General features: G+C 33.6%; 18 protein-coding genes. 1 reads left to right on the plus strand and 17 read right to left on the minus strand.

What is annotated here, in order from left to right; genetic code table 11:
• Window positions 1–167: 167 nt before the first annotated feature.
• The 17 genes from ACFWM3_RS14370 to ACFWM3_RS14450 form a co-directional block, all read right to left on the minus strand.
• Window positions 168–1,493, minus strand: a complete 1,326-nt coding sequence (locus ACFWM3_RS14370) for a GntT/GntP/DsdX family permease (protein WP_390311790.1) — start codon at window positions 1,491–1,493, stop codon at window positions 168–170.
• 52 nt (window positions 1,494–1,545) lie between these two features.
• Window positions 1,546–2,268, minus strand: a complete 723-nt coding sequence (locus ACFWM3_RS14375; protein ID WP_056466114.1) for a GntR family transcriptional regulator — start codon at window positions 2,266–2,268, stop codon at window positions 1,546–1,548.
• Between the two features lie 18 nt (window positions 2,269–2,286).
• On the minus strand, window positions 2,287–3,300 hold the full coding sequence (locus tag ACFWM3_RS14380; protein ID WP_390311791.1) for a sugar kinase: 1,014 nt from the start codon (window positions 3,298–3,300) through the stop codon (window positions 2,287–2,289).
• Window positions 3,293–4,045, minus strand: a complete 753-nt coding sequence (gene dagF / locus ACFWM3_RS14385; RefSeq protein ID WP_056466122.1) for a 2-dehydro-3-deoxy-phosphogluconate aldolase — start codon at window positions 4,043–4,045, stop codon at window positions 3,293–3,295. The genes ACFWM3_RS14380 and dagF overlap by 8 nt, the downstream gene beginning before the upstream one ends.
• Window positions 4,042–5,151, minus strand: a complete 1,110-nt coding sequence (locus ACFWM3_RS14390; protein WP_056466125.1) for a DgaE family pyridoxal phosphate-dependent ammonia lyase — start codon at window positions 5,149–5,151, stop codon at window positions 4,042–4,044. Before ACFWM3_RS14390 ends, dagF begins: the two co-directional genes overlap by 4 nt.
• A complete protein-coding gene (locus tag ACFWM3_RS14395; protein ID WP_390311792.1) occupies window positions 5,129–6,232 on the minus strand; it encodes an amidohydrolase/deacetylase family metallohydrolase in 1,104 nt (367 codons plus the stop codon). The genes ACFWM3_RS14390 and ACFWM3_RS14395 overlap by 23 nt, the downstream gene beginning before the upstream one ends.
• 335 nt (window positions 6,233–6,567) lie before the next feature.
• On the minus strand, window positions 6,568–7,008 hold the full coding sequence (locus ACFWM3_RS14400) for a GNAT family N-acetyltransferase (protein ID WP_056466131.1): 441 nt from the start codon (window positions 7,006–7,008) through the stop codon (window positions 6,568–6,570).
• A 177-nt stretch (window positions 7,009–7,185) separates the two neighbouring features.
• Window positions 7,186–7,725 (minus strand): hypothetical protein, encoded by a 540-nt coding sequence (locus ACFWM3_RS14405; protein ID WP_390311793.1) that lies wholly within the window; start codon window positions 7,723–7,725, stop codon window positions 7,186–7,188.
• A gap of 49 nt (window positions 7,726–7,774) precedes the next feature.
• Window positions 7,775–8,440 carry an HAD family hydrolase gene (locus ACFWM3_RS14410; protein WP_056466136.1) on the minus strand — a complete coding sequence of 222 codons (666 nt, stop codon included), beginning with the start codon at window positions 8,438–8,440 and terminating at the stop codon, window positions 7,775–7,777.
• Window positions 8,441–8,583: 143 nt separating this feature from the next.
• Window positions 8,584–11,178, minus strand: coding sequence for a S8 family serine peptidase (locus ACFWM3_RS14415; protein WP_390311794.1), 2,595 nt, complete (start codon window positions 11,176–11,178; stop codon window positions 8,584–8,586).
• Between the two features lie 44 nt (window positions 11,179–11,222).
• Window positions 11,223–12,188, minus strand: coding sequence for a S8 family serine peptidase (locus ACFWM3_RS14420; protein WP_390311795.1), 966 nt, complete (start codon window positions 12,186–12,188; stop codon window positions 11,223–11,225).
• A 389-nt stretch (window positions 12,189–12,577) separates the two neighbouring features.
• Complete coding sequence (gene tsaA, locus ACFWM3_RS14425; protein ID WP_390311796.1) at window positions 12,578–13,036, minus strand: tRNA (N6-threonylcarbamoyladenosine(37)-N6)-methyltransferase TrmO; 459 nt, start codon at window positions 13,034–13,036, stop codon at window positions 12,578–12,580.
• Window positions 13,037–13,145: 109 nt separating this feature from the next.
• Window positions 13,146–13,847 carry a hypothetical protein gene (locus ACFWM3_RS14430; protein ID WP_390311797.1) on the minus strand — a complete coding sequence of 234 codons (702 nt, stop codon included), beginning with the start codon at window positions 13,845–13,847 and terminating at the stop codon, window positions 13,146–13,148.
• Window positions 13,844–14,716, minus strand: coding sequence for an ATP-binding cassette domain-containing protein (locus ACFWM3_RS14435; protein WP_390311799.1), 873 nt, complete (start codon window positions 14,714–14,716; stop codon window positions 13,844–13,846). Before ACFWM3_RS14435 ends, ACFWM3_RS14430 begins: the two co-directional genes overlap by 4 nt.
• Before the next feature lie 12 nt (window positions 14,717–14,728).
• Window positions 14,729–15,100 carry a GntR family transcriptional regulator gene (locus tag ACFWM3_RS14440; protein WP_390311801.1) on the minus strand — a complete coding sequence of 124 codons (372 nt, stop codon included), beginning with the start codon at window positions 15,098–15,100 and terminating at the stop codon, window positions 14,729–14,731.
• Between the two features lie 171 nt (window positions 15,101–15,271).
• Window positions 15,272–15,721, minus strand: a complete 450-nt coding sequence (locus tag ACFWM3_RS14445) for an S-Ena type endospore appendage (RefSeq protein ID WP_390311802.1) — start codon at window positions 15,719–15,721, stop codon at window positions 15,272–15,274.
• A 155-nt stretch (window positions 15,722–15,876) separates the two neighbouring features.
• The gene (locus ACFWM3_RS14450) at window positions 15,877–16,248 is read right to left on the minus strand and encodes a BclA C-terminal domain-containing protein (protein WP_390311917.1); all 372 of its coding nucleotides are present in this window, start codon (window positions 16,246–16,248) and stop codon (window positions 15,877–15,879) included.
• On the opposite strand from ACFWM3_RS14450, the gene ACFWM3_RS14455 reads away from it, so the two are divergent.
• Window positions 16,169–16,603 (plus strand): hypothetical protein (locus ACFWM3_RS14455; RefSeq protein WP_390311918.1); only part of this gene is annotated, 435 nt, incomplete at its 3' end. The genes ACFWM3_RS14450 and ACFWM3_RS14455 overlap by 80 nt on opposite strands.

Raw genomic sequence — 16,603 nt, forward strand, 5'->3', positions numbered from 1 at the left:
ATATTCGCATTCACGCGACGCTTGGTTATTTAAGTCCAATTGAATTCAAACTTGTACACCTTAAGAAAGTTGTCTAGTTAAGTGTTGACATTCCAGTATAACAAATAAAAAAAGAGGCGCCTTTCATGTCAGTTGCCTGACTTTTGAAACAGCCTCTTCCCTTATTCTTAAATAAAAATATCTAATACTAATGTAAGTCCAAACGCTACAAACGACAGAAGCGTTTCCATTACTGTCCATGTTTTGAATGTTTCTTTGACAGTTAATCCCAGGTATTCTTTTACTAACCAGAATCCTGCATCATTTACATGTGAAAACATTAGTGAACCTGCGCCAGTCGCAATAACAAGTAATTCTAAGTTTACACCTGTCATATGTGCCACTACTGGAGAAACAATTCCAGCTGCTGTTGTTAAAGCAACTGTAGCTGAACCAGTAGCTATTCTTATTAAACCTGCTACTAAGAATGCAAGCACAATCGGTGATAGTGACATTTGCTCAGCCATTGTTGCAATGGCAGTACCTACACCGCTTTCAATTAGGATTTGCTTAAATGCTCCACCTGCACCAATGATTAATATAATTGAAGCTAAAGGTGTTAAACATTCATCAGTTAATTTTTTAATTAAAGTTTTGTCCATTCCTTGGCGATACCCTAATAAATAATAAGCTGCAAAACAAGAGATTAATAGCGCAATTACAGGGCTACCGATTAAAATTAAGAATTTAGCAATTGCACTTGGTAGAGATAAGTATGGTGTAATTACCGTTAACACCATTAGTAAAACTGGAAGTAAAATGATGAAAAATGATACACCCGTACTTGGTAAAGCATTTGACTTCGTTTCAACTCGAATTAACTCTGGTTCACCAATTGGTGTTACACGTTTGTGAATCCATTTTGAAAAGATCGGACCTGCAATGATTGCAGTTGGAAAAGCAATGATTAATGAATAAAGTAGGACTCGTCCTAAGTTTGCATTATAAATACCAATCGCTGTCATCGCCCCAGGATGTGGTGGCACTAAACCATGTACAATCGATAAACCGGCAAGTACTGGGATACCAATTAATAGAATATTTGAATTGGTAGATTTACGAATTGATATAACAAGAGGTAACAAGATTACTAGACCGACCTCGAAAAAAACTGGAATTCCAATAATAAAACCTGAAAGCAACATTGCCCATGGTAGGTTTTTTACGCCGAATTTTTTAATAAAGAAATCGGCTACTTGCATCCCTGCACCAGAATCTGACATCATTTTTCCTAAAATCGTACCTAAAGCTAAAATCCCAACAAGATGACCGAGAACGGCGCCGACTCCTGTTTCATAAGCAGTTACAATTTTATCCATTGATACGCCAGAAAAAACGGCTAGGAAAAGGCCAGCTACAGATAAACTGATAAATGCATGCCATTTCCACCACGATACTCCTAAAATAACGATAACGATTGCTACTAATGTAATTCCTATCAAATATAAATCCATTATTGCACACTCTCCCTTAGTAATCGCTTACATTTTATACAATGAAGATACATCACTGCGTTGAATCATTGTAGGTTACAACGTAATTTTGTTTGGCAGTATTATAGTAACCTTCACTGATTTCTAGAATATTTCCATCTTCATCACTAGAACGACGTATTCTTTTTAATGTGGTTGTGCCTTTTTCTAAATTTAAAATCTCACAAACATGATCCGGAGCAACAGCTACTGCAAATTCATCTCGGAAAGATTCTAATCGAATATTATTTTCTTCTAAGAAACGATATAGGGAACTGATCTGTATGTCTTCTATCTCTTCTTCTGTTACTTCAATTGAAATATAGTGTGTAAAGTGAATATACGGTTCATTTTCCAGTAAATAAATTCGCTCAATTTGGACATATTTATCACCAAATACAGAATAAGGGATAGAATCCGCTGTTACTTCTGGCTTTTTTATGCTCAGCACTTTTTTAGTAATATGACGTCCTTCTTCAACTAATATTTCTGTAAAACGCTTCCCTTTTGAAAGTTTTGCGCTCGTAACATTCGCAATAACCTTTGTTCCTTTACCACTTTTCTTTTCTAAGTATCCTTCTTGAACAAGTTCTTTTATGGCATTTCTAATCGTAATTTTACTCACACTAAACTCTTCTTCTAATTGAGGTTCTGAGGGAATATTTGTGTGAATTGGATAAACTCCATGTAAAATTCGATCCTTTATCATCTCTTTAATTTGTAAATACAACGGTCCTTTTTTACGATTCACACTCATTCCCTTACCTCTCCTTTTTTAGCGCTTAATATCATCAATTGCTCCAGCCATAGCTGATAAAATTTCTGCCTCTGTTGACATCGGAGTATCTCCAACGATCGTACATGCTAACATTCCCGCTGTTTGAGCAAAGAGAACAGTTTTTTCTGGTGAAAAATCAGTTATCACCCCATGTAGGATACCGCTAGTATAAGCATCTCCAGCGCCAATTCGATCGTATACGGAAAAAGAAGTATTTTCCGAAAAGTGAAACTCTCCATTTGTGAATAGATATCCACGTAATGAATGTGAATTGTCACTATTAATTGCTCGGTGCGTTCCAGCAACAGTTTGTATGTTATATTGCTTTGCAACTTTAGGAATCAGGTCTTTCAGTTGTGCTTCCCTAGAAGTCCCTTCTGTCTCCATTCCTAAAACATACATCGCATCTTTCTCGTTCATCATGACGATATCAGCTAATGCTAGCATATCTTCATAATGAGGTTTTGCTTTACTATATCCTCCCTCCCATAAAGAAGGTCGGTAATTACAATCAAAACAAACTAATCCGCCATTTTCTTTTACTTTTTTCGCAAGAATTTTCATTGTTTCTCTAACATCATCTGTCATCGCTAGTGTAATACCGCAAAAATGGATAACATCTGCTTGTTTTGCAATTTGATTAAGATCATAATCGCTATAAGATGCCGTATTAAAGCTACTTTCTAAACGATTAGTATATGTCACACGACTAGAGCGCTGTCCAAAACCATTTTCTAAAAAATACAGTCCAAGATATTTTCCGCCTCTAGTTATATAATTTCGATTAATTCCTAGTCGTTGCAAGAAAGCAATCGCAGCATCTCCTAATGGATTGTTCGGCAATTTTGATACTAGAAAGCCATCATGACCAAGCTTAGTCATCGCGGACGCAACGTTTACACCAGTTCCTGAGAAAGAATATTGTAATGCGTTTGCTTGTGCCAGTAGTTCATACCCTGGCACTTGCAATCGCATCATTACTTCTCCGAAAGCAACAATTTGTTTACGCATATTTTTCAACCAAACTTTTTGTGATTGCTAATAATTTTCTTACATCTTCAGGATTAGTTTTTCCAGTTTCTTCATTAATAATTGAAGAATATACGTGTGGGATAATTTTAGGTACTTTTTCTTCCAATGCAATTTCTAAAATCTCTTCAAAATTCTCTAAATCAATACCACCAGTAGGTTCTAAAGCAAAACCTTCTTCACCACATGCTTTTGCTACAGCACGAAACTCTTCAACGTGTTTTAGCCCTTTCATTGGGAAGTATTTTAATGCATTTCCACCCATATCACGAACTAACGCAATTGCAGATTTGATTGGTACAATCGCTGTTTCACTAGCTGCACTTACAGGTCCAGTAGAGATATTTACATAGCCAACTTTTCCTGTTGGAGATACTAGAGAATTGATCCAGCTATCTTTTTCACCTAAGTTAGCGCGTGTTGCACCTACTGCAGGAAATACTTGATTGATATGACTTCCTGGATAATGTTTGGCGATTTCTGCTACAACTGCTGCTTGTCTATTATCACCAGCACCAAGACCAATCGATACCGCTTCATCAATTGCTGCACCGTATTCTTTCATAGCTGATACAGCAGCCTCTACAGTTGGGTAGTCTTTTGAAAGAACACCTACTAATACATGACCTTCTGCAGCTTCAAAAACTTCAACTGCATTTTCAATACTATTTGCTAAAACATTTAATGCTACTCGGTTGTTATAAAAACGTTTTTCAATATTTGTCATTGTTCAGTTCCTCCTAATATTGCTCGCACTTGAGCTTCAATTACGTAAATATCATCTGATTGTAGTGGTCGTGGATCAATATCGAAAAAGCCTTGACGAACACCGTAATCACGGGTGTAAATTGCAATATCACCATTCTTTAATTGATCATTTACATCCTTCGCTGTCGTTTTCGTTACAACAGGATCAATTTGGATTCGGGCTCTAAAAATAGCTCGTCCCGCTTCATCTTGTACGATTGTTACTTTTATACCATTGATTGAATCTAGTGATTTTAAAACTTCTAAACTAGCTTTTTCATTTTCACTATTGTCTTTCTTGACAAAATATTCATCCAAAGCTTGCAACAGGCCAAAAGTGGTTTCTTTACCAACTTTCATACTTCTACCGATACAATGTAATTGTACTTTTAACCAATCGATATATTTTTGCTTGCCGGCAACAATACCTGAAGTAGGTCCTTCAATCGCTTTCGAACCACTATATATTGCTAAATCTGAGACTTTGACATATTTTTGTAAATCTTCTTCAGCGGCAGCATCGATAATTAAAGGTACATTATTAGCTTGAGCTACTTCCCAAGCTTCTTCAACTGAAATCATATTTTTTTGAACAGCATGATGAGATTTTACATATAAAATTGCTGCTGTTTTTTCACTAATCGCATCTGCAATATGTTCTACTTTCCCTTCATTTGCATAACCGACTTCGACTAATTTACCTCCACCAAGGAAAATCATCGTTTCTACTGGAGCACCATACTGTACGTTGTGTCCCTTTAACATAATGATTTCATTTTTTTGGATTGATTCTTGGTGTAATCTTTCGCTTTTACGTCTGTTTCCTTCAGTCACAATTGCAGCTACTGAAAGGGCAATTCCACTTGAAGCTGAGTTAACAACTACAGCCGCCTCTGATTGAAGAAGACCCGCAATATGATTTCCAGCCTTATCAACTAAGTCCGAAATTTCAACATAATTTTGACCACCAATTTTCATTGCTTCCATGACAGTGTCCGTTGGAGCGGAAACACCTAATATACTCATTCTACCGCTTGCGTTAATTACTCTTTTCAAACCATATTTAGCATTCAATGTGTTCTCCATTAATAACCACTCCTTTTACTACGATTTTTTGTTCAGCTTTACGCTCGTCCCCTTCAGAGTCTAGTAAGGTTGTCGCTTCATCTTCAACAGTAAATAAAGTGAGGTTTGCAAAATCTCCTACCTGAATTCTTCCAAGTTCTGGTTTATTAAGCCACTTAGCCGCATTAACTGTAACAGCATCAATAATTACTTCTAGTGAATAACCTAAGTATAAAAATTTTGATAAAACATGAGACATACTATATACTGGGCCATTCAATCGATTTTTCCGATAAATATCAGTGCTAATCGTATCGAATTTAATTCCATCTTCTTTAGCTTGCAAAGCTGTTTTGAACGAAAAACTTGCATTTCCGTGCCCAACATCTAAATGAACACCTCGATTAATTGCCTCTAGAAATTTTGGAAGAGGTCTTCCCATCTCATCAAATAAATTATTTGCTTTACCATTTAAGTAGTGCGTAATTATATCTTTATTTTCAAGTAAGTCTAGAACGTCATTAATATCTGGCGGTCCTGAACCAATATGAACCATAAGTGGTAAGTCGGTTTCGTTTGAGAACTTACGAGCTATTTTTAAAGGTTCTACCCCATTTTCACCTACTACACTTTTGCTAATCCTTGCCTTCAGTCCGATAATAAAATCTTTATGTTCTGCAATTGTATTTTTGAGTTGCTCCTCGTCTAACCAAGACAAATCAGATAACTCGTCAATTCGTTTTAAACCAATTCGCGAAATATTTAAAAATGCGAAAACATTTGTTTTTGATTTTTTACAGCTACTTACCAATTTGGACATGTTATCGGCGCCAGTGCTACCCGCATCAACAATTGTAGTAACACCTGTTTTATAACCAATCTCGTCGACATCATCACCATATGGCTCAAATTCTGCATATGCATGGACATGCAGATCAATCCAACCACTAGAAACAAATACATTGTGCTTGTAATCTACCTTTTGCTCACCATTACCGGTTCCAGCAGCTACAATGTCTTTAATCTTTTTATTTTCTACTATGATATCAACAGAACTTCCGTCTATCATTTTTACATTCTGTAGTACGAAATGATCCTTCATTTCCCCTCATCCTTTTCAGTAATCATCTAAATTGATTAATGTATTCGTTTACATCTTCTTGTTTATTATTCCAATGTAGAATAACATCTAATTTCTCATTAGTCAATATAACGTTATAATGTTTAAATATTTTTTTATTATATTCCCATAAACCTTTTACGAATAAAAGGCGTCAGATGATTCTAATCTTGACTTACACCCTACTTTATATTTGCCTTTTAAATTTTTTTATTATACAAAAAAAGCTTGTAAACATGGAGGAAACTCCAATTGTCTACAAGCTAAATGGAAAGTGAACTTACCGCATAAGTGGCATAAGCATTAAATATTATCTTTTAGTTTACAATTAATTCTTTCTTAAATACTTTTTGTGCTTTTGTGTTTTCGAAACCAATCTTTTTATAAAAAATAAGTGTTTCTACTCTAGTTTCATTTGTCCGTACCCTTATTTCTTTAAATCCCAATAATTGTGACCATTCTTCGCATCTTTCCACTAGAAACTTACCAATTTTTTGCCCCCTATATGTACTGTCAACAATCAAACCACCAATTTCAACATATGGTGGAGACTCAATCAAATATCGTCCGTGGGCATGAATCCAACCAATAAGTTTACCTTCAATTTCTGCTACAAATACAACATGATCTTTCTGATCTACTATTTTATTTAATCGTTCAATAACTTGATTTTTTTCGACATTGTAACCCAATTGACCCGATAATCTAGCAATTTCTGAACTATCAGTTGTTGAGGCAATTCTATATCTAATATCCATCCTACACCTCACATTTAAACTTGTATTTACAAATTGTTACTTGTACTTCTTTTACTAGGAATGTGTTGATTGAATAATCATACTATTAATTACCAACTATAAAAAAGAGTAGAATGAAACAAATTTACCTACTCTTTACTTTTTTAAGTAAAAATTATAATTTTACCCTTTTAACGTCTAATATTTAGCAATTACATTTCCATTTTCATCATACGCTGTTCCAGACATATCCCAATCTTGATATACTGTCGTTTCCTTCTCAAAGAATGACTTATCCGGATATCCAATAAACATATTATTTTTTACTGGTATATCCACTTTAATCTGTTCATTTGGGGATTTAATATTTTTGTATATAACAGTTACTTTCGTTATTTTTTTATCTGTTTTTAATGCTCCCCAGATTACATTTCCTACATTTTCAACATTAATTGTCCGAATTAAGAATGGAATTCCTGTCTCCGAATCAAAAGTAACTCCATCTTCGTATTTTGTTGAATAGTTGAACTTACCATTCTTTTTCTGAAAAGTACTAAATACATACTGTTTATCCTTTTTACCTTCTGTAAAAATCAAAGTTTGTTTCTTGTTTTCTACATATCCGATTTTAACTGTGTCGTTATTTTTATGTTTTGAGTGGACCGCCTCAGTCAAAGTATTATACGAACAACCTGTAAGTAGTATAACTATACTTATAAACAACAGTAGATATCTCACTTTATCCTTCTCCCTTATACACCGTAGAATATAAGTACTATTTTACTAATTATTTCTCCTGCAAAACTAGGTTTAGTAATTCTCCCAAATCATCAATTGACTGTTCAATTGTATATGGCTCACTCCAAAATGGATCTTTTTTCCATACAGCATTCATTCCAACATTTTGAGCACCAATTACATCATTTTCTGGATGATCTCCTACATATAAACTTTCTTCTGGATTAACGCCTAATTTCTCTAATGCCCTTAAAAATATTTCGGCATGAGGCTTTTTAATCCCTTCTTGCTCTGATATTAATATGGTATCTATGTAGTTATGAATTCCTAATGCTTTTAGATTTAGAGATTGTAATTTAGTAAATCCGTTGGTAATCATACCTAATCGTATTCCTCTGTTTTTAAGTTCTTTTAGTACATACTCCATATTTTGAAAAGGGATACAGCTATACTGGAATGAATTTATGTAATCTTCTAGTAGCTGTTCCCAAGTTAAACTAGAAATAGAGAATTCTTGAAGTAATTGTTGATATACCTTATCTTTCCAAACATATCCCTTATTATCTAATTCAATGAAACGTTCGATATAATGCTTCTCAGGTATATGTTTTAATTCGCGAAAGTACTTTTTATACTGAGTTTTAATAAATAGCTTCAAGGATCTATCCCGATCTAATAAAGTTCCATCTAAATCAAAAATGACAGCTTTAATCATATCACATTCTCCTTTTTCCAGTTTTACTGTAAAAAAGTTTATACTCTCTAATAAATTCGACAAAATATACATAACTCCTATTTAAGAATAGGCCATAAGCATATCAACACAAAAAACCTATCCAATTGGATAGGTTCAAAAATTTAATTGATGCCTAAAGACTTCTTAATGGAATCAATTGTTTTTCCATTATACTCTTTAACAGCAGTAGGAGTATCTAATAAATAATCATTCTCTTTTAAATAATTAGCTTCTAGTAACTTGAAATCCAATGAATCTACTTTACCATCAAAATTAATATCAGCATTACGGTTATTCGTTCCCCAATTTTGTTCGAGAAGTATGACATCATAAATATCAATTACATTATCTTTATTCAGATCTCCAGCATTTTCTCTTACAGTAGGATAAGTAATATTTTCACCTATAAAAACATCCCGATTATTTCGGCCAATTTCCATTGGTGTGTATGTGGTAAAATGACCTGGAATATCTATGATGACTGTATATAATTGTTCTGTAATAGGAAGTTTATTGAATACGATATTTCCATTTTTTTGAATTTCACCATTATAAATTTGACCTTTGGAGTCTTTCGCTTTTGCTTGTGCACCTATTGTTGTGTAGTCGATTCCAAAATTAAAACTGCCATTTGCATTTAACAATCCAGCAGCGTTGATTTTTGCTGTTGCAGTTGAGTAGGCTGGATAGCTAGGTAAATAACCGACCTGAGTATATGGGTTTACAGTTTTACCATTAAGATCTTTATAACTGGATGAATTGATATAGAAAAATGTAGTATTAGGATTAACAAATTCATTTGCGTTCGTTTCTACTTGTATATCAAATAAAGGTAGATCCCCTGTTAAACCATCTCCTGGTGCTTTTATATTAATTGTATTTGATTTGCTAGCAGTTCCTGTTGAAGTAACTGTAAATTGAGTATCCTCAGATAAAGCCTTATTTTTATTAAATTCTACTGAATTAAAAAATCTTGATGTGTAATCAAATTTAAGTGTTAGATCTTTTGCATTTTGCAAACCATGAGCATAGAACGTATAAGTTAATTGATCACCCATTGTAAAGGATTCTTTATTTGGTTTGGCATAAATATATTGCGCCCCTGGTTTCATATAGTACACGACTTTAGCCATCGTTGAATTGCCAGCTCTGTCCGACGCTACAAATTGGAGCATATTGACTGGATTTGAAGAATCAACAGATATTTCTTTCGTAAACTTGCCATTCGCATCAGCAGCAATACCAATGGCTGGAGAGTTAGGACCATACCAGGCATTATTATTTGCTTGTGTTACATTCATTCCGCTATTTTCCATTTCCTTTGCTTCATCATCTATAATGCTACCAGATAAAGTAACTGTTTTTTGCCCAGGTGCTAATTCAACAAATGGCAGATCACCTTTAGGTATAGCGTTTGTGTCATCTAGTATGAATGTTGGACGTTTATTATCAATATATACTTGGTCTGTCTTTGTATACTGTTTGCCGTCTAAATTTGTACCAATAACTTTCATTTTGTATAATCCTGGTGTTGTTAGGATCGATGTGTAGCCAACCGGTTTCTTCGCATTACCCGTAAATGGAAAATATCTACCTGTAAATGCTTTTTGAATGTAGAGATCCTTATCAACTCCTGCACTTGAAACATCAATCGTACCGATTAATCCTAAATCTTTATTTGTTTTTGAATCTACTAAAATAAAATCTAATGTTTTCATTGGCGAATTTAATTTAAAATCTAAATCAGACGCCTTAACACTATATGGTGCAGTTTCACGAGTTGTAGAGATACTTGGAGAATGAACCTTGAAATATTCAAAGCCTTCTTCTACTAAACGGAAGCCAAATGGAATTTGATAATGATCATCTGGATCTTTATCATTCACAACATGAATATAACCTTCATATGTTCCTTTACTAGCAGTTATTGGTATTGTAAGTGTTGCAGGAATCATCTCCTGGCTATCCTTTTTCATTTTCAAGTCATTAGGTACTGTTATTTTAACACCGTTTGCTTTTGCATCTAAAGATCCACGAGTGCCGATATTATACTCAACAGAAATATTATATTTTTGCATTTTATCAGTATGATTAGTGATTAATATATTTGTATTTTTCGAAATAGCATTTTTGTCTACTGAAATAAAACCATAGCTTAGTCCACCAGTTTGCTCATCAATATTTACTTTTTCATTATTTTTAATAAACGGCGTAGTATCCTGAACTCCTAGTTCGATGCGTGAATAAATCGCTTCATAAGGATCTACTCTTCCTGCTCCAACTTCAAACACACTGTATTTGCTTCTTAAAGGATCAGCTGTATTCATTAATACAGTTTTTATATCCGCAGGAGTATAATTAGGATGCGCTTGTAAAAGTAATGCAGTAATCCCAGTGACATGTGGTGTCGCCATTGAAGTTCCAGACATTCGCATAAATGCAGATGAATAATCTGTTGCGTCATTTTTATTATTGATATATGCAGGAACAGTTGATAAAACATCTACACCCGGAGCTGTAACCTCAGGTTTAATATCATATAGCGTTCCTGATGGACCTCTAGAACTAAAGCTAGCTAGATCATCACCTGGAATGTCAGACACACCAGTTTTCCCTAGTGTTACTGAAGGAATTCCCTTGCTAAATAGATCATTTACCGCTAAACCATCTTTATTCGTCATTGAAAATACCGGTATATTATTATTGCTTTCTCCCAAATAATACGGAATTTGTCCTTCTGTTGCATTATTGTTATAAATAATTACTCCAATAGCTCCATTTTAGGCCCCAATACGCGGTATACATATAAATCTGAATCAGGCGCTACTCCAGTTACTTTATAATCAGAGTTATTTTTCCCTCGACCAGCAATCGTACCAGAAACATGCGTACCGTGATCAGTATAATATGAGCTCCCATTTAGAAATTCTGTTTTTTTAGAAGCTTTCCATTGATCATATGTAGTTTCCATCGGGTCATTATCATTATCTACGAAATCATAACCACCTTTATATGCATCTTTCAAATCAGGATGGTTATAGTCAATTCCAGTATCAATTACACCTATTTTAATATTTTTACCTGTAAAACCTTCCTCATGTAATTTATCAATCTTTAAAAATGGTAAACTATCAACCTTAGTTTGATCCTTCTCTTGGACTGGTTCAACAGGTGGCTTAATTTGAATTGTTGAATCACTATACACTGCTTTAACTGTATCCAAATCTAATAAATCTTTAATTTGATTTGCTGGAAGTGTCAATGAAACCCCGTTAAACGCATTCTGATATGTATATTTAATTTGAACTTCTTCATTACTAGATTTCTCTTTCTTAGCTATTTTTTCTTGTAATTCTTGTTTAAAGTGTGCATGAGACTTTGTTACATTTTCTTTCGCCTTTTCTAATGAAATAGACTCACCTTCTGCAGCTTTCTCTAACTGTGCTACTTTAGCTGGAAGTTCTTTAAATTCAACAATTACCGATACTTCTTTATCACTCGATAAGTCGATATCATCAGATAATTGCAAACCAGTTTTTGAACCTGCAATTTCTAATTGACTCAAAGCCTCCCTTTGTTCCGGTGTAAGTGATTGAAGAATGCTTTCTACGTTATTTGAGTTCGCATAAGCCGGCTTTTTAATCATCATAGTCGATCCCAAAATTGTACTGCTAGCTAAAACAAGCACAGATGTGGTTTGAAAAAATTTACTACTTAACCCCTTCATTCTAATTACCTCCAACTTTTTCTAAAAATAAAGATTGTACAACAAGCAATAACATGTGATTTTTCAGAAAAATCACTTAACTTAAATTATAGCTAGAGTTTTTCTTTAAAAGAATTGGGGGAATTTTCATTAAACGAGAACTTTATAAATCGAATTAAATGTCGGTTTAAGTAAAAGTGAGTAAAAATAACTAAGTTTAAAATTAAAAATTTTTAATTATTTGTAGAATTTAAGCTGGATCAGGGCATGGGCGACTTGAGTGGCATCTCAACAATTGCTTTAATAATGAAATAACCAAAATTTAATTTAGCTGTTAATAATATAAAAGAAAAAAAGAGTTTCCCAAATAAAACATTTGAGACAACTCTTTCATCATTTTTAAACCTTTATCACCAATATTTTTCCATCAAAGCCTTTGACCATTCTGCTTGCTTGATCTCCCCTTTGGGAAGAAATTCTTTCATAATTGGTTTAATATCGATGACTGGTGTACCATCAATCGCATCTAACCCTTTAACTGTAAGACTACGGCCACTGTGATTTACAAGTTCTACAGTTGTTAACCCTAATTTATTTGGCCGGTTTTTACCTCTTTGAGCAAAAATTCCAACCTTTGGATAATCAATATTATTTCTAGGATGTCTAGCACTATATTGGATCATTTCATCAGTCACTTTATCGAAATAAAAAATAATCTCTAGATGTGAAAAATCACTTATGCCACTTAATGCTTCTTCATTGAACTCCTCTACTAACTCGATTTCAGAGATAATCGAACCCCAGTGATCGTCTTTCATTTCTTTTCTTGAATTTTTAACAAAAGCAATCGGATTAATTGTAAATGGCATCATTTAATCTCCTAACTTATTGTATTTTATCTATATTATACAGAATTTTTTATTATAAAATAAAAGAAAAAGTATGCAATAGATCCACATACTTTTTCTCGAATCGTTTTTAATTTCTACCTTTCATTTTTAAAGGTGCATTTAGCATCATCGGAAATGTTAATAATTGAAGTACGATTCCGATCAATCCAATTAAAGTAAACAAATTGAGCGGTTTACTATTTAAAATAAAAGAAAATAAGTCTGAACTTATACCATTTATAGATAAAAAAGTCATTAAAATACTACCTAAAACTAGTGTCATTAGAAAATAAAGTATCCCCAATCTTCTAACTAATATAGCAATAAAAGAAGAAAGTCCTAGTATCATAAATCCAACCATTAGGTCGACCCAATAATACGTAAAGAAATGATATTCAGATGAGACTAACTGAGCAGGATGGTAAAAGTGAAAACTATTTATTCCTTTGTCTAATAATATATTCATAATGTAATAAAGAATATTTAAGTAAGTTATACTTGTAATTACCATTAATAATGACATCACAATATACGATTTTAAAAACTGTCTTCTTGTACTACCTAATCCAATTGCAACTTGAAAAGGAATCACCAATCCTGCAACCGCAAATGTACTAATCCCACCATAAGTCGGCCCAAACAGAGCTGCACCACTTTGTAAAGGAATTTTAAATATTATACTAACGAGTACATACACAACAGATAATAACAAAGTAATTAAAGAAAATATTTTGAAATACCATTTTAATTCATCAAAAACTAGTTGATAAGTGCCTCTTATAGAGTTCATCTTTTCACCTCTTTATTTTTTGTTTTATTTATTAAATAGTCTTGTAGAGTTGCTTTTTCAATTGTAAGATGATGTTCTTCTGCGATTTTTTTCCAATCATTTGAATATAATTCATCGAGCATTACTTTTTGTGTCGAACTGATTTTGGAGGATTCAAGTATAGAAATATTTTTAGTTACTTCTTCGATTGAATCTATATTTCCAGAAAGAATAACTCCTTTCTCTCGCATTACTTCCATTTGTTCATGAAATAGTACTTTTCCATCATTTACTACAACAATCGTTTCACATAATGGTTGAATTTCTTCGATATGATGTGTTGAAAGTAAAATGAGTCTTGGATTTTCTTCGTAACTTTCCATTAAGGCATCGTAAAACTGTTTTCTTTTAACTGCATCTAACCCATTAGTAGGCTCATCGAGAACTGTTATTTTTGCGTTGCTAGCTAATCCTAATATGATTTGCACTGCCGTTTTCATACCTTTTGAATACTTAGTGATTTTTTTATTCTTTGGCAATTCAAAAACTTGAACTAAATGTTCTGCAAATTGTTGATCCCAGTTAGGATGAAAGTACCTTCCGTATTTTAACAAGTCATTTATTCTCCAATTATGACCAAAAGGATGGTTTTCTTGGATATAACAAATATTCTCTAGTACATTTAAATTATTATAAGGTTCTTCTCCTAAGACTTTTATTGAACCTTCGTTTGGTTTATAATGGCCAGCAACTAAACTCATCAAAGTTGTTTTACCTGTACCATTTCTTCCCCATAATGCAATAATACTCGGTTCTGTTTCAATTAAATTGAAATCCGTTAAAACTGGTGTATGCTTATAGCCATATGTCAAATTTTTAATTTCGATCAATTTATACCCCTCCTAATTAGAGTCGTTTTTTCTCTTTATTAATTCAATTACCATTTCTTCATCTAAATGAATTCTCTTTGCTTCTTTAAGTAATGGTGCAACATAATCCACATAAAACTGCTGTTTTCGCTCTAAAAGCAACTTATCTTTCGCACCCGTTGAAACAAACATACCTACACCTCTTTGTTTAAAAATTATTTCCTTATCAACTAAAGCTTGAAGACCTTTCCTTGCAGTTGCTGGATTAATATTAAAAAAGCGAGATAATTCATTTGTCGAAGGCACTTGTTCCCCCTCTTTAATTCTTCCATCTATAATTTCGTCCATAATCATAACCGCAATTTGTTGAAAAATTGGCTGTGATTCATCTAATGTCGGTTTCATTAGCACCTTCCTTTCCTTGGTTAGTTATTTAGTTAGTTACTCATGTAACTAACCATACTACTCTTTAAATCATATGTAAAGTGTTTTATTTAAGTACGCCTATTTTTAAGGAAATAAAAAAAAGCTTAATGCGATTATGCAATAAGCTCCTGTTTTTATAGTATGTGTTTATTATTTATCAATAATTTTACCAGCAATACAATATTTACCTTCTAAATAGATTGGAGTTTGACCTGATTGTAATATGGTCACAGATTTTATATTTTGACTAGTATAACTACTAGTATTACCTGGCAACACGGTAATTATATGACAATTATTGCTATTTACTTCGATTGATATCGGTCCAGTACTACTCTCGCTATTGTAGACTGAAATCGTTGCAAAAGCAGTTATATTTCCACCTAAACTCCATATTCCAACTGGTTTTTCAAGATTATCTTGAATCAAAATATTTCCACATAGATCAATGGGAATACATCGATCACATTTTGTTGTAGTTTGTATTGGTGTTGGTGGGGTAGGTGGTGTTGGCGGAGGTACTGGTGGTAAAAGAGTTGGAGAAGAAACTGGTAATTTAATACTTGGTAAGTTTGGTATATCCGGTCTTTTTTGTTTCAATTTTTATCCCTCACTTATAAGAATTAATTTCCTATGTATTTAAAATACTGAAAAGCCATTATTTTTAGTATTATATAAATCTTAAAAAGAAAAGTGACCACTATTAATCTTACTCATATAACTTGTAGTCACTTGTTGAATTAAAATAATATTAATTAACCTACTCTAACAATCGAAATTGTCGCAGCGGTCGTACCTGCTGCTAACGATACTGTAGCCGCTAATGTAGCAGACACCATCACTTGAATCGTGTCACCTGCATTTATATTAATAATCACTTGATTGCTGACTAAACTTAATCCTATTGCAGCAGAAATATTTGTACCTGCGACTCCAACCCCATTACGAAATAACTGAAAAGTCGTCAATAAAGATAATGTAGGGTACACTTGATAAGTTATTAAATATCTACCACTTGTATTAATTGTAAAAATGGTGGCTGTTGGGTTGTTCACTGTTATATCTGCTGATAAATTTTGTGCGTTCGGAAACGGTATTGGTGAAGGACCTAAAAGTGTAATCGCAATTGTTGCGCCAGTAGTATTTGCTGCCGAGCCTGAAGTATTAAAACTTGCGCCGGTTGGGCCGGTTATTCCTGTTGCGCCGGTTGACCCTGTTATTCCTGTTGATCCGGTTATTCCGGTTACTCCAGTCGTTCCCGTTGGACCTGTTGCTCCTGTTGCTCCCGTTAATCCGGTTGTTCCAGTTGGACCTGTTGATCCGGTTGATCCCGTTATTCCTGTTGACCCTGTTACTCCAGTCGTTCCCGTTATTCCTGTTGGACCTGTTATTCCTGTTGATCCCGTTATTCCGGTTATTCCATTTGCTCCGGTCGCTCCTGTTATTCCGGTTGGGCCGGTTATTCCTGTCGTTCCCGTTGTG

It is taken from the genome of Gottfriedia sp. NPDC058432, assembly GCF_042721555.1.
Classification (GTDB): domain Bacteria; phylum Bacillota; class Bacilli; order Bacillales; family Bacillaceae_G; genus Gottfriedia.